10 protein-coding genes and 7 pseudogenes are annotated in these 25,467 nt (G+C 59.1%); 8 read left to right on the forward strand and 9 right to left on the reverse strand.

Translation table 11 applies throughout. From position 1 onward, the window contains the following. Nucleotides 1–56: 56 nt before the first annotated feature. Together tnpB and ACH79_RS38970 are read left to right on the forward strand one after the other, a co-directional pair. Entirely contained in the window at nt 57–251 is a 195-nt protein-coding gene (gene tnpB, locus ACH79_RS38965; RefSeq protein ID WP_161855562.1) for an IS66 family insertion sequence element accessory protein TnpB, read from the forward strand. A 45-nt stretch (nt 252–296) separates the two neighbouring features. Then, nucleotides 297–907: pseudogene (locus ACH79_RS38970) on the forward strand (IS66 family transposase zinc-finger binding domain-containing protein); the annotation flags it as partial. 212 nt (nt 908–1,119) lie between these two features. On the opposite strand, the gene ACH79_RS43430 reads toward ACH79_RS38970, so the two are convergent. Beyond that, nucleotides 1,120–2,973 carry a reverse transcriptase domain-containing protein gene (locus ACH79_RS43430; RefSeq protein ID WP_202639124.1) on the reverse strand — a complete coding sequence of 618 codons (1,854 nt, stop codon included), beginning with the start codon at nt 2,971–2,973 and terminating at the stop codon, nt 1,120–1,122. Nucleotides 2,974–4,213: 1,240 nt separating this feature from the next. Between ACH79_RS43430 and ACH79_RS38980 the strand changes: the two genes are divergently transcribed. Then, nucleotides 4,214–5,563 (forward strand): IS5 family transposase, encoded by a 1,350-nt coding sequence (locus ACH79_RS38980; protein ID WP_161853446.1) that lies wholly within the window; start codon nt 4,214–4,216, stop codon nt 5,561–5,563. Between the two features lie 976 nt (nt 5,564–6,539). Then, the gene (locus ACH79_RS38985) at nt 6,540–7,229 is read left to right on the forward strand and encodes an outer membrane protein (RefSeq protein WP_161855563.1); all 690 of its coding nucleotides are present in this window, start codon (nt 6,540–6,542) and stop codon (nt 7,227–7,229) included. Between the two features lie 656 nt (nt 7,230–7,885). On the opposite strand, the gene ACH79_RS38990 is transcribed toward ACH79_RS38985, so the two are convergent. The 4 genes and pseudogenes from ACH79_RS38990 to ACH79_RS39010 form a co-directional block, all read right to left on the reverse strand. Further along, nucleotides 7,886–9,235 carry an IS5 family transposase gene (locus tag ACH79_RS38990; RefSeq protein WP_161853446.1) on the reverse strand — a complete coding sequence of 450 codons (1,350 nt, stop codon included), beginning with the start codon at nt 9,233–9,235 and terminating at the stop codon, nt 7,886–7,888. Between the two features lie 352 nt (nt 9,236–9,587). Further along, nucleotides 9,588–10,595: a cytochrome-c peroxidase gene (locus ACH79_RS38995; protein ID WP_246738773.1), complete on the reverse strand. Its 1,008-nt coding sequence runs from the start codon at nt 10,593–10,595 to the stop codon at nt 9,588–9,590. A 456-nt stretch (nt 10,596–11,051) separates the two neighbouring features. Next, on the reverse strand, nt 11,052–11,774 hold the full coding sequence (locus tag ACH79_RS39000) for a LuxR family transcriptional regulator (RefSeq protein WP_161855565.1): 723 nt from the start codon (nt 11,772–11,774) through the stop codon (nt 11,052–11,054). Between the two features lie 768 nt (nt 11,775–12,542). Then, a pseudogene (locus tag ACH79_RS39010) lies at nt 12,543–12,973 on the reverse strand (FAD-binding protein); the annotation flags it as partial. Nucleotides 12,974–13,906: 933 nt separating this feature from the next. Here ACH79_RS39010 and ACH79_RS39015 point away from each other — a divergent pair. Next, nucleotides 13,907–14,716: pseudogene (locus ACH79_RS39015) on the forward strand (isocitrate lyase/PEP mutase family protein). A 322-nt stretch (nt 14,717–15,038) separates the two neighbouring features. Continuing rightward, nucleotides 15,039–15,638 (forward strand): methyltransferase domain-containing protein, encoded by a 600-nt coding sequence (locus ACH79_RS39020; protein WP_246738314.1) that lies wholly within the window; start codon nt 15,039–15,041, stop codon nt 15,636–15,638. A gap of 1,376 nt (nt 15,639–17,014) precedes the next feature. On the opposite strand, the pseudogene ACH79_RS39025 reads toward ACH79_RS39020, so the two are convergent. Continuing rightward, nucleotides 17,015–17,280: pseudogene (locus ACH79_RS39025) on the reverse strand (integrase core domain-containing protein); the annotation flags it as partial. Nucleotides 17,281–17,359: 79 nt separating this feature from the next. Here ACH79_RS39025 and ACH79_RS39030 point away from each other — a divergent pair. Both ACH79_RS39030 and ACH79_RS39035 read left to right on the forward strand, forming a co-directional pair. Further along, nucleotides 17,360–18,133 (forward strand): annotated as a pseudogene (locus ACH79_RS39030) (IS110 family transposase). Between the two features lie 182 nt (nt 18,134–18,315). Next, nucleotides 18,316–19,665, forward strand: a complete 1,350-nt coding sequence (locus tag ACH79_RS39035; protein WP_161853446.1) for an IS5 family transposase — start codon at nt 18,316–18,318, stop codon at nt 19,663–19,665. A gap of 19 nt (nt 19,666–19,684) precedes the next feature. On the opposite strand, the pseudogene ACH79_RS39040 reads toward ACH79_RS39035, so the two are convergent. From ACH79_RS39040 to ACH79_RS39050, 3 genes and pseudogenes are all read right to left on the reverse strand, one after another. Further along, nucleotides 19,685–20,199 (reverse strand): annotated as a pseudogene (locus tag ACH79_RS39040) (transposase); the annotation flags it as partial. Between the two features lie 523 nt (nt 20,200–20,722). Next, entirely contained in the window at nt 20,723–22,561 is a 1,839-nt protein-coding gene (locus ACH79_RS39045) for an ABC transporter ATP-binding protein (protein WP_161855567.1), read from the reverse strand. Between the two features lie 592 nt (nt 22,562–23,153). After that, nucleotides 23,154–24,342: pseudogene (locus ACH79_RS39050) on the reverse strand (TlpA disulfide reductase family protein). Nucleotides 24,343–25,467: the final 1,125 nt, after the last annotated feature.

Here is a 25,467-nt window from a genome sequence, read left to right on the forward strand (position 1 = left end):
TTGTTGAGAGCCGTATGACGTGAGAGCGTCACGTACGGTTCGGAGGGCGGCTCCGGGTGCGACCCCCGGGGCCGACTCACCATGGCCAAGGAGCATGCCTGTTCACAAAAAGACTCGAGAGAGGAAGGTTCATCTGGCCATTGGTTGCGGGCGAAGCAGTGACGATATCACCGGCGCAGATCAGCTACCTTTTGTCCGGAATCGATTGGCGCAACCCTCAAGAAACCCAGCGTCCGACGCGGGTCGGATAGTCGTTTTGGGTTTGAATCTGCTGCTTGATCTGATTCAATGGCTTCATGATATCGAAGCCGGACGACCTTCCATCGGATCTTGCGAGTGCCCTGGCGGCGCTGCAGGCCGAACGTGAGGCGCGGCTGCAAGCCGAGGCGATAGCTGCCAGTGCGCGGGCGGAGCTGTCGGCCAACGAGGCGCTGATCGCGCATCTTGAGCTGCGGATCGAGAAGCTCAAGCGCGAATTGTACGGACAGCGCTCTGAGCGCACGGCGCGGCTGATCGAGCAATTGGAATTGGAGCTCGAAGAACTCATTACCACGGCGAGTGAGGACGAGCTTGCCGCTCAGGCCGCAGCGACGAAAACCCAGGCCGTGCGTTCCTTCACGCGCAGGCGGCCGGTGCGCAAGCCGTGGCCGGACGACATCGAACGCGAGCATGTCGTCATCGAGGCCCCGACGAGCTGTGCCTGCTGCGGCGGATCGCGCCTGGCGAAGCTGGGCGAGGATGTGACCGAGACGCTGGAGGAGATCCCGCGCCGGTTCAAGCTGATCGAGACGGTGCGGGAAAAGTTCACCTGCCGCGATTGCGAGAAGATCAGCCAGCCACCGGCACCGTTCCATGCCACGCCGCGCGGCTTTTCGGTCCGCAATTGCTGGCGACGATCCTGTTCGACAGTAGGGTCGAGGGCTGGCGCGCCGCTCAACCAGTTTTCCCAGTTGTGCACGTTTCCAGCCCCCGCCTCTTCGCACGCAGCATGCGGATTTCCCGCACTACGCGCTCCCATTTGCTTCATGACAAGGCTTATTGGACCTATTTTGCTGGAGCAGCTTTCACCTCGCCGGCACCCGCCCTGTAGCCGTTGAACAACTTCAAGGTGTCGTACAGCTACGAATTACTCCACTGCTTCCAGCCGAAGCCTTTTTGTTTCCGTGCCTTCGCCAGATGACGTCTGACCTTCTTCTCTACCCAGCTCCTGACGTAGGCGACGTATTTGCTGGAATCGCCTATCCGGAAGTAGTTTACCCATCCTCGGAGCTTCGGATTGATCAAGCTTATCACCGGACTAATCGGTTGCGACCGATAGCTGCGAAACACTTCCTTAAGCCCCCGCAGTAACGCCGTCCGCTTTTTGAGCTTGGGCATGTAGTACGGCCGCATCACTCCGCGCAGACTGCGGAGATAGCGGAAGTCGAATCCCAGAAATCCGAAGCTCTCGCCTCGTTCCAGATTGACCGTGCGACTCTTCTCATCATTAACTTCAACCTGCAGTTTGGCGAACTCTTCACGCAATCGCTTTTCCACGGCACCGAGCAGCCCGTTATGTCGCTTATGGGCATCGATCAAGACCACGATATCGTCAGCAAATCGTGCATATTCGATATTGGTGTACTTGCCGCGGCGTGTCACCTCACGGGCTCGCTCCAGCATCTTGTCTACCTCGTTGAGGTAGAGATTACTGAGCAAGGGGGAGATTACACCGCCTTGCGGAACGCCCTTCTTGCCGGAAGCTTTCAGCATAAGCCGCAGAAGGTGCATGATTTCCTTGTCGTCAATTCGCAGAGCACCTTCTCTAGCATCCCGATCATGTCGGATGTTGTCGAAATAAGCGCGCAAATCAAGGTCAAGAATCCGCGTCTTCCGCTCGGCTATTGCCTGAGCAACTCGCTTGATCGCCTCAGGCGCCGAGAACGCCACTGCTGGCCCGAAGCACGATCCCCTCCACGGTTTGAACGCTTCGTTGATTCCGCCCAGCGCGATGACCTCGGCGTAGCGAGCAGGCCAGACCACCTCGCTCACGCAATTGCCCGCCGCGGCGAGCACGATGATGTTGTTACGAACAGCCTTTTGGACGGCAGCGTGGAGCGCGCGACTCGGGATGCCGCCAAGGCTCATTGTGATGACATGGGCGCCTTTCTCGACCGCGTGATTGACGGCCTGCGCGACAGGACTCTGGTCGAGCACCGAGACGCTTTCGATGCATCGGATCGGGACGAGGGTTGCAAGCGGTGCCGAACCGGTCATTGCACCCGGCTCAGGGCTTGCTACGACGCTCGCAGTACCCGTGCCGTGCCCCGGATTTAGACCAGTTCTCAGAGGATCGATCGGGCGTTCACCCACCTCAACGAAATTCGCAGAACGAGGGCCGGCGTCAAGGTTGGGTGGCAGTTCTGCATGCTGTGGCGCTACGCCGGTGTCGGGCTGAAACACCAGCACATCCTTGCCCTTGGCAAGGCGTCCTTCTGAAGTCGCAAACTCCCAAGCCTGCTTGACCAAGGACCTCTCGATCGCCCAGTTTCGGTCGGCCGGCTTGTCCTTCTCAGCATTGGCCCAGCACCAAAACGCCCAATCAGCGCTTTCCGGCGCACCCGGATCGGGAGGCTCACAGTCGCACTCAAAGTAGTCGGTCCCAAGATCGGGCTCGACCGTTTCCGCACCAAGCAGATCACGAAGGCTTGTCGCCGCTTCAAACAAGTCGGCACGGTCTGGACGCGTGACATGAGGAACGGAAAGCCGCCGAAACTGCTCCAAATCCGATGCATTCGGGAACAACGGAAAGACGCTGACCTGGATCGACAGAGCTTGTTGGACGGAATGGACGATGGCCTCGTCGCTGACCGGCTGACGCAGCTCGATCACGAAGCGAACCGGGCGCCCGCCTCCGTTCTGGCCGGCCTGCTCTTGACGCCAAGCCGTCAACAATGCCGCTAAGTCGGCATTCTCAACCGCCACTTCAGCCATGGTAATCTCACTAATCAGGCACTCCCAATATATTTCCACGAGTTTCACACAACTTCAAGATGCTCCGACAGGACGAAACTAAGTTGCGCTCCAGCTCCCAAACGCACGGGGCGACGGCAATCGTGATGATTTCCAGCAAATTTCAAAGAGAATGGCACATAAAACTGCGCCATTTCTTCGTGAGCCGCTGCTTGCCTGATTACGGGGTCCGGACCAGAAATGACGTTGCGAAGGCGCAGCCAACCAAACCGAAAGACGCTAAGAAATCGAGCTCGGTGAGCTCCCGGATGTGCTCAATCACCCACACGGTCGAGCTCATGGGGGTCCTGAGAACCTTCCGGCACGCCTGTCAAATCGATTGACACCGAACCGAACAACGCTTCGGGCTATGGCCCGAAGACCGGCCGCTGGATGCCGGTGTGATCGAGCTGGCGCAGTTTCATTGATGAGCGGCTGGATCAATTTGTACGCCATAGCACTCAAAAGCTTCCGAACGGACCGCATGCCTTTTGCTTGCATCAGGATCTCTGTTTCATGCTGTTCGAGATTCTCGGATCGGGAAAATCGATATCGCCTGGCCCCAGGGTTCAGCGATGCCAAGGCAGGCTGCGCTCCCGCCCTCCCTTGCCCCCCCCCGACTCATCAGTCGCGAGGCTGCCGCCGCCTACATCTGCGTGGCGCCCAACACGTTTAACGAGATGGTGAAGAACGGCCAATTGCCTCGACCAAAATTGATCGGAGAGCGACGGCGAGCTCGGTATGTCCGTCAGCTTGACATCGCCATTGATCAATTGCCTTCCGATGGCAATGATACCCGCGTTGAAGAAACGTGGAATGATGTCGATGCCCCGAAAGCTGCCGCCTCACGTTGAGCGCAATCACATCAAGGGCCATACGTATCTATCGTTTCGTCGCGGCAAAGGACCTGGTGTTCCCTTGCCGAACGATCCCACAAGCGAAGAATTTATGGCGGCCTGCCAAGCCGCACTGCTAGTCCAGTCCGCACCAGTTCGAGATCGGTTTTTGCCGGCCGCACCAGGCACCATCGCTGCGCTCATTGTGTCCTAGATGGTCGTGCGTGAAGAACTTCCAAGCCATTGAGCGGGAGTCGAATTTTCTGGCGAGAGGCGTTTTGAGATTGCAAGCTTTCGGGCTTTGGGGGCCCAAAAGCTTGCAATTTTGCTTTTGAGGATTCCGTCGAATCGCGGGTCATGATTCCTTCGGTGGACCGGAGGGAACGATGAAGCCAAAGGAACGACGCGACGGCGGCCAAGCCGATCTTCTGCGCTCGCGGCTGGACGCGATCATCGACTTGAACCATGCCCTGGTAAAGCTGGCGCGGACGATCGACTGGTCGTTCCTCGAAGAGCGGTTCGGCGCGGTCTACGAGGACAAGCCGGGCCGGCCGCCGCTGCCGACACGGCTGATGGCGGGCCTGGCCATCCTCAAGCACACCTACGACCTCTCCGACGAGGTGCTATGCGAGCGCTGGGTGGAGAATCCCTATTACCAGTTCTTCTGCGGCGAGGAGTTCTTCCAGCACCGCCTGGTGTTCGACCGCTCCTCGTTGACGCGCTGGCGCCAGCGTATGGGCGAGGAGAAGCTGCAAGCCCTGCTGCAGGAGAGCCTTGCGGTCGCCACCAAGACCGAGGCGATCAAGCCGTCCGACCTCAATCGGGTCATCGTCGACACCACGGTGCAGCCCAAGAACGTGATGTTCCCAACCGATGCGCGGCTCTTGAACCGGGCCCGCGAGATCCTGGTTCGGCTAGCCAAGGGCGCCGGCATCAAGCTGCGTCAGTCCTATGGGCGAGTCGGCAAGTTTGCCCTGATCAAGCACCAGCGCTATGCCCATGCCAAGCAGTTCAAGCGCGCCAATCGGGCCTTGAGGACGCTGCGAACCTATCTCGGCCGCGTCATCCGCGACATCGCCCGCAAGCTCGACGGCAACGTCGGCTTGTTCGATGGGGTCGCGCTCGACCGCATGCTGGCGCTGGCGCGATGCGTGCTCGACCAGAAGCAGCGCCAGCGGGGCCCCAAGGTCTACTCGCTGCACGCGCCGGAGGTGGAGTGCATCGGCAAGGGCAAGGCTCACCGGCCTTACGAGTTCGGGGTCAAGGTCTCCGTCGCCACCACGCTATCGCACGCCAAAGGCGGCCAGTTCGTCACCCATGTGAAGGCGCTGCCCGGCAACCCCTATGATGGTCACACGCTCAAGATCGTGATCCCGGAAATGGAGGTGCTGATCGGCAACATCATCGAGCGCCTCGTTCTCGACAAAGGCTATCGCGGCCACAATGCGCCACCCGACTACAAGTTCAGGGTGTTCATCTCAGGCCAGAAGCGGCGGGTGACGCCAAAGATCAAACGCGAGCTGCGCCGGCGTTCCGCCGTCGAGCCGGTCATCGGCCATCTCAAATCCGAGCATCGCATGGGGCGTAACTACCTGTGGCACCGCCAGGGCGATGCCGCCAATGCCGTTCTCGCCGCAGCGGGCTACAACTTCCGGCGTCTCATCCGCTGGCTCGAGCTCTTGTTGCGCCAGTTCCTCGCCCAGCTCACGGTCCGACTTCAATTCGTCCCGAGTTGAAATCCGGCGTTCTTCACGGCCGACAGATGAGGAGCGCCGAATACGTTGGTCTCCGTGATACAAGCAAGACGGGCTACATTAGCCGCCTTGAGACGCTCCGCATTTGAACGCGGTCATCGCACAGTCGCCGGGCTCTCGCGCGAGCGCATCATCAAGGGCATTCTTCAGCCATTCGCGGATCGCGCCGGTGCGGCACTCGATACTCTGAAGAAGGTTCGGGATCCTGATCCGTCACGCGATCAACATCGGATGGCTGAAGCATGATCCGTCATTGGGTATCATCAAAAAATTCGGTCATAAACCGGTGACGAAATTGAGCAATTCAAAAATCGCTGGCCGCTCGGCACCAAACAGCGCCCGGCGGTACCAGCTTTTTCAACTGTTCAATGAAGCGCTAGACCGCAGCCAGTGCTGCTAATGCTGCAGCTTTAACTTCGCCCGACCGCAGTCTCTACCGCGATGAATGAGGTTCCGCGCATCCTTCGCAAGGTCCGCTTGGTGCTCGGTTCCGGCGTCGATCACACCATTTGACACCGCAAGAATGATCAAACCAGCGAGTGACACCTGTTTTTCGGGCCATAGGCGTGCGTGAGCGAAATGGCCGGCGTTGCCTCTGCCGTTGATCAAACGATGCTCCGAGTGGATGCGCCGTTCTCTCCGTAGGGTGGGGAGCAAGACTCAGCCAGGCGATCCGACACGTTCATCGCTGCTCTCGCCCCACGCGCGCGCCTTTATAAGCGAGCCTCGATTCGAACACCCTTCCCTCCAATGTTGGCATTGACGCGCATCTCTCCCATACGCGATAACTTTCTGCGCTGCGCACATTTGATCATGATTTCCAAAGCCTACAACCTAACGCAGCGTCAGCTTCAAGCTATTTCTTTCGAGCGAGTGTTGCGTTGCCGTTACAGCAATCTCCGATGACGTTGCTAAGACGCGCGCGGCCTGGGGGCCATCTAAAGGAAAGAAACTGGAAATGAAGAACTTGTTGCTTGTGACCTGCAGCATCCTCGCGCTTGGCGCGGTCGCACCCGCATTCAGCGCGGATCTCGCTGCGCAGCCCGTCTATAAGGCGCCACCGCCGCAGGTCGCGGCCGCGATCTACGACTGGAGCGGTTTGTACATCGGTATCAACGGCGGTTGGGGCTTCAGCAATGCGACCGGTGGCACCGTTGGCGGCCAGATCGGCTATCGCCAGCAGATGGGCCAGGCGGTGTTTGGTATTGAAGGTCAGGGCAACTGGGCTGATTTCAGTGGCTCCAATGTCAGCACCACCTTCCCGCTCAACACCAACCGCAGCGCGACCGATGCGTTCGGCCTAATCACCGGCCTGGTCGGCTACACCTCTAACAACGTTCTGCTTTACGCCAAGGGCGGTGCTGCGGTGACGAGCAACACCTATCAGGTCACCTCAACCCTGACCGGCGCGCAGCTGGCGAGCACCGACAATACGCGTTTGGGCGCAGCTGTCGGCGCGGGTGTGGAAGTCGGCTTTGCGCCGAACTGGACTGTCGGCGTCGAGTACGACCACCTGTTCATGCCAGACGCCAACGTGAACTTCACCACGGCCGCTGGTGTGGTCGCGACCGATCGCATCCGCCAGGATTTCGATCTCCTGACCCTGCGGCTCAATTACAAGTTTAGTCCGCCGGTTCTGCGATACTGATCTCTTTCGAACGGCGATCGAAAGTCCCGGCCCTCGGGCCGGGGCTTTCTTGAGCTATTCATCTGCCGCGGAACGGTCACCTAACCGCGTTCAGTTTTTCCGGGAATATGCAAGGACTTCTGCCTGCAAACCGTTTTATGTTCAAGGTGATCACCACCAAACTCGCGGGGCTAAATGGGCGAACCTGACACGGCCCGGCACGCACAATGGTGATGCATGGTCAAGGGATGAGCACGCAGACGACCGGACGTCTGCCCGGTTCAAGAGCACCTCCCTTGCTTCCACGGACATTCGATCCGAGGCCTACTTCCGTTCTGCGGTCCGCAACGCACTGTTCAGCTCACGCATCTCACGTGGAAGCGCCGGATCGGCTTTCAGCCCGCTCACACATTCCTTTGCTAAGGGTATTTACTCCTTGTGCTCGACATCTGGGTATTCTGCGGCCGCCGTTTGCTGCAGAACGCTGGGTTCAATTGTTATCCCGCTTGACCTTGGGCTGAACGCGTGGAGACACGGCAAGCGAAAACCGTTTGTGTCTGTTAACGATTCAGGCCTAAGTCGAGCCACTATTTGCCTACATCAACAGCCCGGTCATATGCGTCAGTCTTCATAGCCTTTTGGACTTGGTGTTAGTCGGCCGTGAAGAACGCCGGATTTCAACTCGGGACGAATTGAAGTCGGACCGTGAGCTGGGCGAGGAACTGGCGCAACAAGAGCTCGAGCCAGCGGATGAGACGCCGGAAGTTGTAGCCCGCTGCGGCGAGAACGGCATTGGCGGCATCGCCCTGGCGGTGCCACAGGTAGTTACGCCCCATGCGATGCTCGGATTTGAGATGGCCGATGACCGGCTCGACGGCGGAACGCCGGCGCAGCTCGCGTTTGATCTTTGGCGTCACCCGCCGCTTCTGGCCTGAGATGAACACCCTGAACTTGTAGTCGGGTGGCGCATTGTGGCCGCGATAGCCTTTGTCGAGAACGAGGCGCTCGATGATGTTGCCGATCAGCACCTCCATTTCCGGGATCACGATCTTGAGCGTGTGACCATCATAGGGGTTGCCGGGCAGCGCCTTCACATGGGTGACGAACTGGCCGCCTTTGGCGTGCGATAGCGTGGTGGCGACGGAGACCTTGACCCCGAACTCGTAAGGCCGGTGAGCCTTGCCCTTGCCGATGCACTCCACCTCCGGCGCGTGCAGCGAGTAGACCTTGGGGCCCCGCTGGCGCTGCTTCTGGTCGAGCACGCATCGCGCCAGCGCCAGCATGCGGTCGAGCGCGACCCCATCGAACAAGCCGACGTTGCCGTCGAGCTTGCGGGCGATGTCGCGGATGACGCGGCCGAGATAGGTTCGCAGCGTCCTCAAGGCCCGATTGGCGCGCTTGAACTGCTTGGCATGGGCATAGCGCTGGTGCTTGATCAGGGCAAACTTGCCGACTCGCCCATAGGACTGACGCAGCTTGATGCCGGCGCCCTTGGCTAGCCGAACCAGGATCTCGCGGGCCCGGTTCAAGAGCCGCGCATCGGTTGGGAACATCACGTTCTTGGGCTGCACCGTGGTGTCGACGATGACCCGATTGAGGTCGGACGGCTTGATCGCCTCGGTCTTGGTGGCGACCGCAAGGCTCTCCTGCAGCAGGGCTTGCAGCTTCTCCTCGCCCATACGCTGGCGCCAGCGCGTCAACGAGGAGCGGTCGAACACCAGGCGGTGCTGGAAGAACTCCTCGCCGCAGAAGAACTGGTAATAGGGATTCTCCACCCAGCGCTCGCATAGCACCTCGTCGGAGAGGTCGTAGGTGTGCTTGAGGATGGCCAGGCCCGCCATCAGCCGTGTCGGCAGCGGCGGCCGGCCCGGCTTGTCCTCGTAGACCGCGCCGAACCGCTCTTCGAGGAACGACCAGTCGATCGTCCGCGCCAGCTTTACCAGGGCATGGTTCAAGTCGATGATCGCGTCCAGCCGCGAGCGCAGAAGATCGGCTTGGCCGCCGTCGCGTCGTTCCTTTGGCTTCATCGTTCCCTCCGGTCCACCGAAGGAATCATGACCCGCGATTCGACGGAATCCTCAAAAGCAAAATTGCAAGCTTTTGGGCCCCCAAAGCCCGAAAGCTTGCAATCTCAAAACGCCTCTCGCCAGAAAATTCGACTCCCGCTCAATGGCTTGGAAGTTCTTCACGCACGACGTGTTAGCAGATGCTTTGTCATAGCTGCACTTTCATCCGGCGGCTGATCGGGCACTTGCTTTCGTGTCCCCGCTCCCATCCTGCTCCGCCTTCTCGACTTTGTGCATCGCAGACACCCGAATGCCCGCGCCTTGTTCCTTTGCATTCAAAGAGCGCAATGCCCACTACGGTGGAAGAACCATGCTATCTGCCTAAAGAGGGCCGCGGCGTCGCGTCGGTACGCGAAGGCAATTTCGGATACTCAATCTTAGGCAGCTGACCAGTCAGCGAATTCAGAAACGCAACAATATCGTTCTTTTCCTTATCGCTGAGCTCGATGCCAAGCTGGGTTTCACCCATCACGCCAACCGCTTGCTTAAGGCTCCAAACTTGGCCTGAATGGAAGTATGGGGCCCTCAACGCGACATTGCGCAACGGCGCGGCGCGGAAAACGTACTCGTCGCTGGTCGCCTTGGTGACCGCGTATCGGCCCTTGTCGGACGCCGGAAGCAGGGTTGCGCCCGGCCTTTCGATCACGCCGAACGGGAAGTAATCCTGTCCACCGACGTTGATTCCGTTGTGACAAGAGGAGCACCCCGTTTGAATGAAGAGCTTCAATCCCGCCTTCTGCTGATCATTGAGAGCAGCCGTATCGCCTTCAAGGTACTGATCGAATGGAGCAGCGGGTGTAATCAGGGTCGCTTCAAAGGCCTCGATCGCCTTCGCGAAGTTATCAAAGGTGACCGGCGACGCCTCGTTCGGGAACGCTTTCTTGAACATGACCACATAGTTACTCATCGAATTCAACGTATCGAGCACATGATCTGGGGTCGCGTTCATTTCGGCACGCGCCTGCACGGGTCCCTTAGCTTGCGCCTTGAGGTCTGCGGCACGTCCATCCCAGAACTGCGCAAGATTGAATACCGCGTTATAAACAGTTGGCGCCCGACGTGGACCCTGCTGCCAGCCGTGCCCGACCGAGGTCGGACCGGCATCGACTCCGCCGGTAGCAAGATTATGGCAGCTATTGCAGCTGATGATCCCGCTGGCTGACAGCCGCGGATCGAAGAACAGCATCTTGCCCAGTTCGACCTTGTCGTGAGTGACCGGATTGTCCTTCACAGCAGGCATGATCGTGGGGATCGGTTTGAAAATCTGCCTAGCAGCTCTCATCCAATCATCTTCGGGGCTAGCCTGTGATGAGGCCAACATTACAACGGCCGCAACAGATAGCTTGCGGACAAGGTGAAGCTCCCACGGTAATTTTTTCACAATACCTCTCATCGGCACCAAACAGGACGGCATCGTCCTGTTTATGTCACGCCCTCACGCTTGCCCGAGTGACGGCTGCATCTATTAGCAACCGCCGTGCCAGTGGCGCTCGGCAAAAGCTAAGCTGCTGATTTAGCCTTCAAAGCAATTGCGACCAGCGGATAGTATTAGGTGTCCTGAACCTGACAGAAGCCGTGCGGTGCCAGAAATGCGACAGCCACGAACTGGCGGCGGTCCATTCGTGGGCGACCGGCGCAGGCCTTTTGTAAATATACTGATGCGGCATCCAGCTCGCTGCTATTCTCAACGAGATTGGGTCGTCATACCATCGAGAAACCTGCGAGCGGGCGCCACACGCTCAGGTCAGTTAGCATCCAGTGGCCAGCGCTGACGCTCCTAGAATTCAATGAGGTTGAGGCGAATCGCCTTTACGATGGCCTGGGTACGATTCGTCGTACCCAGCTTGCGCATCACGTTCTTAACATGAAAATTGACTGTATTGTCGCTGACCTGCAGGATCTTCCCAATTTCCCAAGACGATTTTCCCTCTGCCACCCAGCGCAGGCAGTCTTTTTCGCGCTCAGACAGGGTAAGTTTTCCGTTACAGCCGCTATCGGAGGGCGGCGCGATCTCCGCAAACGCAAGATGAAAGTGCCAGGCCAGTGTTTTGAGGTGACTCATACGATACTGAGGATCGGCCTCGTCGAATGGGGATGCAAACGATACCACCGATATTCGGCCCAATGCCCCAAACAATGGCACACTCATGCCATGCTTCAGACCTGCCTCTTTGGCCTCGTCTAGTACGCGCCTCTCGCCGGGTTCCAGTTTGGCGAGTTCGTCCCAAACAAACGGCCCCGGAAGCGTTGGTGTCCGCCTGACCACCGGGTCGATGACACGGTAATTGCGTTCATAATAACGGCGGCACCAGTCTGGCGGGAAGTTCACCGTCCCCGTAGGCGGTAGGTACCCCAGTAGACGAGGCGGCTCCGCGAAAGTAAGCGCTCCGTAAGCGACTTCACTGAAGCCCTCCTCGCTCGCACAGCTCACAAGAAGATCGAACAGCGCTTTTATAGAGCGCGTTTGCTTCGCGCATTCGATGAAACTGAATAAGTCCATGTGGCGCCTCACGAGGACGGCCAAGAGGCCGCCTTGCACTTTCGATTGAGTGTTTTAGGCGGGGTCTAGCTTTATTTCGCTGCGCGACGCCCTTGCTCGGCTCTTCATCCAGCCTGAACACTCGTGCGCTGCGGCAGTGCTATTCCCGGATTCGTTGACCTCTCCGAGAAGGCGCCCAGAAAGGGGCAGGTCAACCGAAACCGTCAGCTGCAGCGCCGCTCTCACTTAAGCTAGAACAGCACACCATAACCGTGGCACGGGTAGCTCCACTTCATGTCGCCAGAGGACTCGCCAACGACGCGGTGGGTATCGCATTCGATGCAGCCGTCGAGGGTGATCTCCGCGTCGCACTTGGCTTTGGGCTCGAAACGACGCGCGGGGCCGACTTTCATGAGCGTAAGCAGCTGCGGTGACGGCATTGTGCGCGCGGACCCCGGTATAGGAACGACCGAGATCAATGTGATTGTGGGTATAGAACAGCTTTTCTTCGAGGCTCACTGAGGGCTCGACATGCATTTTTAGCCTCCGTAGTTGGTATCCACGATTAGAGCGCAAGGCTTCAGTCTCTTGCTTTTGCATGATCTCCTTCGAAAACTGGTGGCCACCTTTCCGGATCGTGTCGCGGCACTGGGCGCGGGCGAATATTCGCCGCGCTTGGGCCGAAACGTCCTCATGTCCAACTTGGCCATAGGTACCACGGAGGGATGCCGGCTATCCCGGCGCCGACCACGATGGCTTCGAACCTTACCTCGATCGTGACAGCTTCCTCTAGCTCGCGATCTGAAAGCACGAATGCGGCCGCAGACGCGCACGATGCCGGTCATCGGCGCTGCCAGCAGCCGGTTCGCGCCACTGCCAATATGGGCGAATTTGGCGATCGGCGCGTTTTTCTCGATGCTGATGGCGACGATCAGGTCGGTGCCCTTAACGCCACCCCGATGCAGGATCGCGCCGGAAATCCTGGCCGCGATAAAGAGCTCTGGCCGGATGATCTTGCCGGTATGACCGATCTGCCGGGCGGAGGTGGTGACCCAGCCCTTTTGCGCCAGCGGACCTGAGCAGCCATATTCGGCGCGAAGGACAGCGGCGAGCTGGCGCACCATGTGCCAATTTTCCGCCGATCGGAGCCCAAGACCATCGGCGACCACGACATCGGGATACGCGAAATTGACGTTTGCGGAATCGCAGTCCGGCACGAATGGAGTGCTGCTCCGCTTTGATGGTGGGTGCGCCGCGATCCGGGGCCCCAGTCTTGACGACGCAGGTGAGCTGCAGCAAGCTGGGCCGCTTGGCAATGCCGGGCTCGACCGGCTCGGCGGCCAGCGATGATGACGGTTATCGGGGCCCCCGCGGATCTGCGCGAAGTTGGAAGCCTTCTTGACGTAGACGATACCGACCATGCGGTCCTCCACAAGGTCCGAGAACCTGGGATCGGAACAGCAAGGCTCGTGCCAGTTGCCGCGCTCGCGAGAATCAGGCGTGGAGACAAATGCTTGAGATAATTGGCGATCGATTGGGGCACTAAAAGCCAACGCAACTGCGACATGGTCGGAAATACGACATCGCCGATTGGAGCAGCCGCGACATTAATTAATGTAGATTAAGAAGAGCGCCTTAAGACAGGCGACGCTTTCCCCTGATCTGCGGTGAGAGTGGGGCCCGAAACACAAGGTGAGCGACCGCAACTTTCACGAGTACCTAAGTCCTTACCCCTTTCGCCTTGGAGAACGTCGCACGGCTAGGAGCAGATGGAGATGCCGGATCGTACTCGACGTCGAGCACAGCAAGGTTTGCCGATGCGAATGTGCCTTGAATTTCCGCCACCAACGAACATCCTCTGATTGTTCAGGCTTAGCTTAGCCCCGTCTCGCCGCGGCATCCTATTGTGACTTGCAACACGTTGTGATCCCAGTCAACTACCAACGCTGGTAATTGATCGAGATGACAGAAGCATGTCTCCTATCGGTTGGGCTGCGAGATTGCCCGAGCGGCTTGCCTTGATCAAGAACTGAACGAAGCACGCCCTGAACGTCCGGCCGGTCGAACGCAAAGGAGTGGCATGCAAGATCAATCAATCACAATCTTTTCTCGCCCACGGCCCTGATGGATGCGCTGACTCCTCACTTGCAGAAATGCTGCGCCATGAGATTTGCTCCAACCGCGAGCTCTCCTTCCTCATGGAAGCTCATGATGCGCTCTCCGGCGCGATCGCCGAGCGCGTAGGCTTCAAAGGCCTGTGAGATCGGGCCTGTCAATGGCCTGCTCTCTCCGCTGCCGCGATGCCAACGAAGCATCATGGAGCCAAATCGTCGATATGGTCGAACGCATAGTAGACTTGACCGAGTTCCCCGTGTTCGTTGACGGCGATGGCGGCTTCGGGAATTGCAACAATGCGCGCCTCTTAGCTCGCAAGCTCCGTCAGCGTGGCGCTGGCGGGATCGCGCTAGTGGACAGCTGTTTTTCGAAGATGAACTTGTTTGTTGGCGATCGGCATCTCTAGCCGATATCGATGAACTTTCCGTCCGGCTGCGAGCAGTGAAAGATACAGTGCGGACGCCTTGGTCCCCGTGGCACGGATCGAAGAGCTGATCGCCGGCCACGGAACGGACGAGGCAATTTTACGCGCTAGCGCTTACGCAGCCGCGGAAGCCGACGCGATCCTCATTCACTCGCGTAAGAGCACCGCGGACGAGATCCTCCCATTCGCGAGTACCTGGCAGAACTGCCTGCCAGTCGCAATCGCTCCGAGGAAATACTATCGAACGCCGGTCTCTGCATATCGCAATGCCGGCATCTCCACAGTGATCTGGCCCAACCACGCCATGCAGCTGCAATAGCGGCAATGCGACACGTCTGCGGACGCATTATCGCCGAGGACGGCATCGCCGGCATTGATGCCGGATATCGCGACCTTCGACCAGGTCTTCGATTTGTTGAGATAAGACGAACTCGCCCGTGCAAAAGCGCGCGCTATCTCCACCCCCTAACCCACGGCGAAAGCTTGTCATCCACACAACATACTGATCTCCAAGGAGTGCTGCGATCCAAGCGTCTGCCCTATCGTCACGCTCCACTGCAACCGGAAACGAAGCACTTGTTTGCCCTCCTGCCACCGGACGTACCATCAAATGGCGCCACAGCTCTTACTCGCCGACCTGTACATTTCTGCCGATCTCAGCCCGCTCTCTTTATCTCCATGCCCACCTAGTCCCCGAAGAAGAGCTAGGAGCTTATTCTCTCCCTATCGGCGGAGGCAGCGGTTGGATGCTCGACCAGGTCAAGTCCTGTTCACCGCGAGTGAGCTTCACGCAATGTGTCGATCTGGACGAAGGCGCACAAGCTCAGGCGGTCACACGCGGACATGCCTATCATCTCGGCGGTTTCGAGCAGTTCGAGACCGATCGACGCTTTGATCTGGTCTTAGCGCTCGATTTCATCGAGCATGTACGCGACCCCGCGCTCCTGTTACGCCGTATCGAAGGGTTTCTCACCGCTCAAGGCCGCGTGCTGATCAAGACGCCAAACTTCGACGCGCTTGATGCGCGGCTATTCCGGCATTGTTCGTGGGCCGGCTATCACACGCCGCGTCATTTCGTACTGTTCAACCGCCAGAGCTTTACAGACTTGGCGGAACAGAGTGGTCTTGGCGTCATATCGTTCTCATATGCGCAAGGTGCAGCGTACTGGAGCGTGTCAGTGCTCGACGCCATGCGCCGATTCGGCCTCATCGAAATCTCGGCGCAACGCCCAGCGTCATATCATCCGCTGAATCCGCTCTTGCAGGCGAGCTTCGCCGCCGTCGAGTTTGCCCGCGCCCCCTTCGCCCGGCTCTCGAAGATGGTGTTTACCCTCGGTCGGCGCTGAGCCGCTGGAGGCTCATGCCGACCGTAGCACGGCAAAATTGATCCCGCGCAACGCAAGGTAAAGCGGCCCCAGCCGGGCTGACGAGAGGACGACGACGCTACAGGAGTTGCAGCACTGCTGCAGTGCTTCAGTGACGTTGCATCTTCATGTGAGTGGCCGAGGTTGGCCATCATGGCGCGCAGAAGATTCACGCCGTGGTGTCCAGCGAAGATAGATAATGGCCATGTATGCCGCCAATATAACATCTTCAACTGGGAGCGGTCCCGCGACATCGAACGAGTTGGCGCGAGATAAGTGCGCTCAAGCGAAACGTGAGTAAACCCGACCTGTCACGCGCGGATTTTTGTCCTTTACGATCCGGCTTCTGGCGAACCTTCCTTCATACATCAAACTGTCATGTGGAGATCACGACCCGTTGCAGGAACAGAAAGCACTTGACAAGTTCGTTCGATCTGCAGCTGCTATGGCTCGACGACCAATGAGGGTCCGGCTGCCGAAGCGAGTGGGCCGTCAAGGCGCTTTTACCTACCAAGGCGGTCCATTGACACAATATGCGGGAGCTCGTTCGATGTCTTGGGCGCGGCCGGCCCAAGAGACCGACTATGCCATCGAGGGCAAACACATTCGGTGGCAAGATGAATGGATTTCCCACGGAAAACATCCACTCTACCGGATCAACATTCATCAACGCGGAGAGCTCCTCAACACTCTCTACACACAAGATATCGGCGCGAGAAGCCCAGTCCCGGAATACGGCGTCCGCACATAGCGCCGCGCAGACGACATGCCCCATCTTAGCTACTAGCTGAGAACATCTGATAGCTAGTACCAACAAGGATGCTGGAGCGAATTGATGCGGCTGCAGGTAGTGCCCAGCCAAATCGCAAGGTTTGCACGCGTCTGCGAGCACCGAAGCAGACCAATCTGCCATATTAGCTACTCCCTGCTGTGGGTTGGGAAGTTCTCGCCGTATGCGCCGCACCAAATCCACGACTTAATCCCATCACACTGGTTTGCATTCGCTCCAGGTCGCCTGGTTGAATGCTAATCAAAGCCGGCCAGTGTTGAGAGGTATCCAGGATCAGTCGAGCAAGCTTCATCTGTATCCTTAGACGGGCAGCTGCAGGACCGCCATGATCGCAACATATCCTTCACCATATCCGAGCAATCAGCGTGCAATCCAAAACATTGAGCAGGCCCAGCTTGAAGAGAAAACAATTCATGCACTTCGCTCAGAGGTGGAGAATACCTAAGTGTTAGTGTCCAGTTGAGAACATAACGTCCTCAACTGGACACGGCTGAACACGACAATGCAGGGAGTCAAATGATGAAGGTGACCTCTTGAGGTGAACTCGCACGCCTTCTGCCCCGAAGTTTCATCCAGCAGCGTTCAGAGTCCGGTTGGGTGGTACGCCGAGTGACGCAGGTGGAGCAAGGGCGATCGGCGGAGCCGGGCGGCGTTGCGCAGCCGATCGCCCGTTGAGGTGAGGTGAGCCGCATAGGTCGCAGGGGTCCGGTAGTTCAGCGAGGAATGCGGCCGCTCGTTGTTGTAGTCGGCGACCGATGTGGCGAGTCTGCGCCTGGTATCCTGGGGGCCGAAGAACAGCGTCTCGTTCAAGAACCCGTCGCGCATCCGGCCGTTGATGGGGAAGACGGCCCCGCTCCCTCGGTGCCGGCGTTATACTGGCGATGTACGGACCCGCTAGCAGGAGCTATTCCCTATGGAAGTCGCGACAATTGAATTGGACATTTCGAAGCACGTGTTTCACATCCATACAGTTGACAGACAAGGCCACTTGACCAATCGCCAGCGCCTACGACGAGGCGAGATCATGTCGTTCTTCTCCTCGCTTGCACCGTGCGGTCGGCATCGGAGCCTGCGCCACCGCTCACCACTGGGCGCGCGAGATTCGGCGGTTCGGTCACGAGGTGAGATTGATCCCGCCAGCCTATGTAAAATCGTACGTGCGGCGAGGAGCCAAGAACGACGCCGCTGACGCGGCCACGATCTGCGAAGCGGTTACCCGTCCCAACATGCGGTTCGTTGCAATCAAGAGCGTCGAGAATCAAGGCTTCTTGATTCCCGGCGTTGGTCCCATAACGACCACGGCCCTTGCCGCGACTGTGCCGGACCCGACCATGTTCAGCTCGGGGCGAGAGTTCGCCGCCTAGCTGGGCCTGACGCGTAAGCAGAACTCCACCGGCGGGAAGGACCGGCTCGGCCGCATAACGAAACAGGGCGATTCCTATCTCAGGCACTTGCTTCTCATTGAGCACTGAACGTCGTTCGATATCCGAAGGCACGCTCACGAGTCGGAGGCGGCTGGATCGAAGCTCTACGTCGGCCCATGGTCGTCGCGATCGCCGTTGCCAACAAGTTAGCTCGGATTGTCTGGGCGATGATGACGATCGGGGCACGAAAATGCCGGCCGTTGGCGAACTGGTCGGACATGAAGTCGAGCGGCTTGCGCACCGCGAGCCCTTTCTGCCGGTAGAGCCGGTGGATTCGTCGTGCGTGAAGAACTTCCAAGCCATTGAGCGGGAGTCGAATTTTCTGGCGAGAGGCGTTTTGAGATTGCAAGCTTTCGGGCTTTGGGGGCCCAAAAGCTTGCAATTTTGCTTTTGAGGATTCCGTCGAATCGCGGGTCATGATTCCTTCGGTGGACCGGAGGGAACGATGAAGCCAAAGGAACGACGCGACGGCGGCCAAGCCGATCTTCTGCGCTCGCGGCTGGACGCGATCATCGACTTGAACCATGCCCTGGTAAAGCTGGCGCGGACGATCGACTGGTCGTTCCTCGAAGAGCGGTTCGGCGCGGTCTACGAGGACAAGCCGGGCCGGCCGCCGCTGCCGACACGGCTGATGGCGGGCCTGGCCATCCTCAAGCACACCTACGACCTCTCCGACGAGGTGCTATGCGAGCGCTGGGTGGAGAATCCCTATTACCAGTTCTTCTGCGGCGAGGAGTTCTTCCAGCACCGCCTGGTGTTCGACCGCTCCTCGTTGACGCGCTGGCGCCAGCGTATGGGCGAGGAGAAGCTGCAAGCCCTGCTGCAGGAGAGCCTTGCGGTCGCCACCAAGACCGAGGCGATCAAGCCGTCCGACCTCAATCGGGTCATCGTCGACACCACGGTGCAGCCCAAGAACGTGATGTTCCCAACCGATGCGCGGCTCTTGAACCGGGCCCGCGAGATCCTGGTTCGGCTAGCCAAGGGCGCCGGCATCAAGCTGCGTCAGTCCTATGGGCGAGTCGGCAAGTTTGCCCTGATCAAGCACCAGCGCTATGCCCATGCCAAGCAGTTCAAGCGCGCCAATCGGGCCTTGAGGACGCTGCGAACCTATCTCGGCCGCGTCATCCGCGACATCGCCCGCAAGCTCGACGGCAACGTCGGCTTGTTCGATGGGGTCGCGCTCGACCGCATGCTGGCGCTGGCGCGATGCGTGCTCGACCAGAAGCAGCGCCAGCGGGGCCCCAAGGTCTACTCGCTGCACGCGCCGGAGGTGGAGTGCATCGGCAAGGGCAAGGCTCACCGGCCTTACGAGTTCGGGGTCAAGGTCTCCGTCGCCACCACGCTATCGCACGCCAAAGGCGGCCAGTTCGTCACCCATGTGAAGGCGCTGCCCGGCAACCCCTATGATGGTCACACGCTCAAGATCGTGATCCCGGAAATGGAGGTGCTGATCGGCAACATCATCGAGCGCCTCGTTCTCGACAAAGGCTATCGCGGCCACAATGCGCCACCCGACTACAAGTTCAGGGTGTTCATCTCAGGCCAGAAGCGGCGGGTGACGCCAAAGATCAAACGCGAGCTGCGCCGGCGTTCCGCCGTCGAGCCGGTCATCGGCCATCTCAAATCCGAGCATCGCATGGGGCGTAACTACCTGTGGCACCGCCAGGGCGATGCCGCCAATGCCGTTCTCGCCGCAGCGGGCTACAACTTCCGGCGTCTCATCCGCTGGCTCGAGCTCTTGTTGCGCCAGTTCCTCGCCCAGCTCACGGTCCGACTTCAATTCGTCCCGAGTTGAAATCCGGCGTTCTTCACGGCCGACGGATTCGCTTGATGCCGGACGGCTCGCCCTCCCGCCGCAGCAGGACGAACAGCCGGCGACAACCGAATCGCCCGCGCTCGCCAGCAAGCTCACGCAAGCGAGCCCGCAGCTCGGCGTCAGCCGGCTTGCGCGAGCGGTAGCGGATCATGCTCCGATCCACCCCGACGATCAAACAGGCCCGCCGGTCCGACTGACCGAGCCTGGCCTGCAGATGCGCCGCTGCGGCGCGCTTGGCGGGCGGGCCCTACCATTTTTGGAGAGTAGCTCCCGCAGCGCTGCCGCATCGAGCAACTGCTCGGCCAGGAGCTTCTTCAGCCTGGCGTTCTCGTCCTCGAGCGCCTTGAGCCGCCTGCCTTCGGAGACTTCCATGCCGCCGAACTTGGCCCTCCAGTTGTAGAACGTCGCCTCAGAGATCCCATGCTTGCGAGCCAGATCGGGGGTCTTAGCGCCGACCTCATGCTCCTTCAGCACCGCAATGATCTGCTCTTCCGTAAACCGCTTCCGCTTCATCTGTCCGTCCTTCGTCAGGGCGGACTCTAAATCCTTCTGGAGGAAATTCTTAGCGGCAGGTCAGCCTGCTAAGGATGATGCCAAAAGGATGACGAGGTTCCCTGGCTTTAATTGATAACAATCTGGTCTTGGAAAAGTCTCTCGTAGTCGGTGCATGAACACTAGATCCGCCGCTCAAGACGTTTATCCAGTTGGCGCAATTTAAGGTCGCCAGACGGGATCTTGAGAAATTCGCTATCCTGAAACAGTCGCACAAAACTCGAAAGCAGCTTTGGTCAACACTGCCACTACTACCTCCAGGACATTCACATCTCGCTTGAGGACGGCCGAATAGTTTTCTTCCCTTTTGGTCATAACACTCGCCAGCAAAAAGGCCCTTCTCCGATTGTCCTTCATTCGCTCTGTGCCCGCTTTAGAGACGGTCTCCCTCAAAGACAGTCCTACAACTTCCCGATGATCATCGATGCGATGCCGGAGGACTAACCAGCGCGATGCGAATCAGCTGCAGCCAACGTAGATAACGCTAAAACTGCGAGGATGCGGCCAGCCATGCCTTAGTCTGGCCTGCCGCCGAGATCCGACCGAGCTCGATGGCCTGCCGCTCAAACAGCCCGCGATAGATGCCGCCCGGCCGCGCAATAAGCGCGCCGTGGGTGCCCTGCTCGACGATCTCGCCACGGTCGAATACCAGGATGCGATCGAGGCTGCGCACCGTCGACAGCCGATGTGCGATCACGATCGAGGTGCGTCCCTTCATTAGCCGCTCCATAGCCTCTTGGATTAGCGCCTCCGATTCCGTATCGAGGCTGGAGGTCGCCTCGTCCAAGATCAGGACCGGTGCGTCGGCGAGGAACGCGCGCGCCAGCGCGACACGCTGCCGCTCGCCGCCTGATAGCTTTACGCCGCGCTCGCCCACCAACGTCCCGTAGCCTTTCGGCAGGTGCACGATGAAGTCGTGCGCGTTGGCAAGCCGCGCCGCCTGCTCGATCGCCGCCATGCTGGCGCCGGGCCGGCCATAGGCGATGTTCTCCGCCAGCGAGCGGTGAAACAGGATCGGCTCCTGTTGCACAATCGCGATTTGGCTGCGCAACGATTGCTGCGTCGCTTTCGCGATATCCTGGCCGTCGATCAGGATACGGCCGCCGGAGACGTCGTAGAGCCGCTGCACCAGCTTGATGAACGTGGTCTTCCCGGAGCCGGAACGGCCGACCAGACCGACGCGCTCGCCGGCGCGAATGTCGATCGACAATCCGTCGTAGAGCGGCGCGTGATGCCCGATATAAAGGAAAGTCACATCTTCGAACGTGATCCTTCCGCGCAGAATGTCCATCGGCTTGGCATCGGGCGCATCAACAATGCCGAACGGTTCGCTATGGATGGTGACAAGATCCTCCATGTCGTTCACCGAGCGCTGCAGATTATTGATGTGCATGCCGACCTCCCGCAAATAGGCGTGGATGACATAGTAGCTCGTCAGCACGTAAGTGACGTCGCCCGTCGAGGCGCGTCCCGCTATCCAGAGCAGGATGGCGCCGCCGATCACGGAAGCGCGGAAGCACAGCAGCATCACAAGCTGCACTGTGCTGGTGGCGCTGTAACGCAGCCAGCTGCGCAGTAGCCGCTTCCGCCAGCGGCTGACGACACGGTCAAGCCGAGCATCCTCGCGCTCCTCCGCCGCGAAGGATTTCACCACAGCATTGCAGGTGAGCGAGTCTGCCAACGTGCCGCCGAGCCTGGTGTCCCAGGTGTTGGAGACGCGCGCCGCCGACGCGATATAGCCGATCGTGAATGCCATTGTCATCGCGACATAGATCACCGCGCCGAGGCCGATCACCCCGCCGAGGATCGGCCAACGCAGACCGAGCAGGATCATCGAGCCCACGAGCACGGCCAGAGACGGCAACAACGCCATCAGGATCGTGTTGTTGAGCAGGTCGAGGGCCCACATGCCGCGCGTGATCTTGCGCACGGTGGAGCCGGCGAAAGAGTTGGCGTGCCAGTCAGTCGAGAACCGCTGCACCCGCATGAAGGCCTCTCGCGCTACATCCGACATCGTCTTCAGCGTGAACGGCACGATCGCCTGCAAGCCTGTAAACCGGAATATGATCGAGAGCAGGCCAAGCGCGAGAATGCCGCCGAAGGCGACGAACGCCGCCTGCCGTGCTGCCTGGTCGGACGGACCTGATATCAGCGCGTCGACCAAATGGCCGGAATAGACCGGCATGAACAAGTCGGCCACCGTTGCCCCTAAGAAGCCGACGAGGACGATCGCAAGGCGGACGGGCTGCTTTAGCCAGTGACGGAACACGAACGGGATCACCACGCCGATTGCGGTGGGTGGTTTGTCATTTTGAACCATCATGGCGCCGGCGGTTTCTGCCACGCGCGGCGTAAGACCCTTTCGATCCAGACGCGATGTGCCAAATCCTTGGCGCCGCTGTCCGAGGCGACGCAATAATGCCCGGAGTTTGGGGGCTGCGATTGAAATCTTCTGCCCATTTCACTCCCTCTTTGCGCTAGCGTAGCTGAGTTCAAGTTTTGAGGGTTCCTCAAGCTGAGAACATCGATCTGAGACATCGGCCAGCCCTGCGCAATCCGTTCGATAGTTACGGTGAGCCAGGCATGCGGATCGGCGTGGTTCATCGTCGCCCGCCTGCAGAAGCATGGTGATGGCCGCGTAAGTCCGGCCGCCGCCATGGCTGTGCGCAAGGATGCATTTTGGTGACGAAGGAATCGTTCGGCATTTTCATGTAGACGTTAAGACCGTCAGAGTGTTTGCGTCATGCGATGACGGCGCGGCTTCACCTACAAGATCACGTCCGCCTCGATCCGGCCGGAGGTCATCGCAATTTGAACTCCAACCTGCCGCAAACGATCCAGCGCTGTGCTCGATGATGTTTAGTTGCCACTGGCCCACCGGAGAAATGCACGAATTGGCCTGTGAGCAGTTCCGACTATTGCCCTTGTTCATGTCTTCTCTTCCGGCCCCTGCGCTTTGACTCTTTCGGAAACCCGTCTTGCGGAGCCGCACAAAGAGCCCCGTAGCAAGCCTTCTCACCCTTGTAGTTGGCGAGCGCTTGGACCAACAGCGACATAACGTGCTGTTTCAGTTCGTCGGGGATAGGCTCAGGACCGTCCAGCGACTTCAGCGCCACCTCGACCAACTCGATCGCTCGATTCTTGTTGCCGCTCTCAAAATAATACTGAGCGATCGCCCCATAGGACAGGAACTTGGAGCGGTCGCCGCCTTGCGGAGGATTCAGTGCCAGGATGTGTTCGGACAACTCCTTACCCATCGCAAAGCGCTCGGCAGGCGGGAAGTGGGAGTTGTCATTCGCCGGATCGAAGAGTTGGCGCGCCGCCCCGGCCATCCACAGCTCGGATTTTTTTGTCGATCGCGTCGCGAACCAATTGGCGCATGACTGGCAAGCCGGTCTGCAAGTCGCGCATTTTGTGAAGCAACAGATCCGCATGGAGCACGCGGAAGTTGACGTCGTCCGGCATCACAGCGACGGCCTCTTCGACCGCCGAAAGCGCCTTCGTCCAATCCTCCGCCTTCATCGCCGGCGTAAGTTTGGCGAAGATCGGCTCAGTCAACGCTCGCTTGCGCGTCATTTCCTGCACTGTGCGTTCGCCTTCGGCGATCCGCTCCGCATCGGCGGCTCTAGCTTCATCGCTGGTGCGCCAGCCGCCGTTAAGAATTTTTGGCAGAACGTCATGGAGTTGCGTTGGAAAACCGATAAAGGCAATGTGACCGTCACGGTCGACTACGAACGAGGTGGGAACCCCGACAGAAAAGCTGGGATCCATCCAAAGCTTGTTCATGTTCCCTGTGTAGTCGAATCCGATCCGGTAGTTGAGATTTGAGAAGTTTTCGGTCAACCATGCATCCAAGTTGGTTCGGGCCTCGTCCGCGGTTCGGGCTCGTTCGTAAGCCGCGACTCCGAGGACCTCAACTCCGCCGTCTTTGTATTTATCTTGCAGCTGCACCAGATGGGGCATCGCCGCCACACAGGGTCCGCACCAAGTTGCCCAAAATTCGACGATGTACACTTTTCCCGGCTGGAAGCTCGTGAGGGGCTGGCCACGCAGCCAGTTCTCCACCTTGATCGGAGGAGCTGGGGACTCCATGCGCAGCACCATGTTGTTCTCCAAAACGATTGCCAGAAGTTGCGCGACTTTTTCGCTAGCTTGTCTTCCTCAGACACGGGGGCACACGGGTTCAAGGGAAGGAGCATCGCTCGTTTGCGCTCTGGATGCACTCGGGCCCTGACTTCAGTGTTGCCGGATCTCAACAGCAACAGCCGTGCCATCTTCGTCGGCACGCATTAAGCGTCTGATTATGCTTTGAAAACCCTACACTGCGCCCAAGCCAACCGATGTCCTGAACCTGACGGGCGTTGTGCTGCTGTCAGGTGTTGGACACGAATTGCGCGCTGGCGCGGCCAGAAAACGGGTTGGGTGTTGTGAGTCACCGAACGAAAACTTGCTAACCCCTCTCCCTGCCCGACAGGATTAAAGGCGAGCGATGCGGTAGATCGGAGTCGAAAAGCCAAGGCCGTGGACCGGCGACGCGTGTTCGTGTCTACGACGACGGAGTCATTCGCGGGGCACTGCAGCGGGTGCTGCTTGTGGGAGCGCCTTAAAACTGCCAGTGCTCGCCATCACGCCAAGTGAGTTCCTGCACCACAACTGATACTCCGATCAGTTTTGCTGTCCAGTCGCGGGTACGGGAGTGCCTGACACTCCTATCCCGTTCCAAAAATCGTTGCCTCCGTATCGAAACATCTATCGCCGCTCGCCTCGATGGGAGCTAAGACTATAAGGGCGTTCATCTCACAACTTTCTGACCAGGAGGCCCGGCTGGCGGCACCCCGCTAGCCCCATGCACACTGTCGTCCTAGCGCAAGTCCTGCGGATCCCATACCGTCGATTATCGGGTAATAGTGCAGATCTTCGAGAACATGTCGATTGCTCCCCCTATAGTTCGAGAATAAACGTCTTGATTGATCTTGCGCGCTAGAATGTTCGTAGCCAGATTAGTTTCCTCTCTGTGAATCAAAGTCAGGCAAGGCATGCGTCAGCGGCTTCTCGCTGACGGCACTTCTCGGCGAGCGCCGAGGTAGAGCGCCTTGATTTCGTCTTGGTTGCGCAAGTTCGGTCGAAGCGCCGGATAGCAAGCTCACAAGAACGATCGCATGGTCGGAGCGTAGCGCGACCGTTCGACTACGTTCAGCTACCAGGAAGGAGAGGTCTGTTGAGCAGATT

The sequence above is a fragment of the Bradyrhizobium sp. CCBAU 051011 genome (genome assembly GCF_009930815.1).
GTDB lineage: Bacteria > Pseudomonadota > Alphaproteobacteria > Rhizobiales > Xanthobacteraceae > Bradyrhizobium.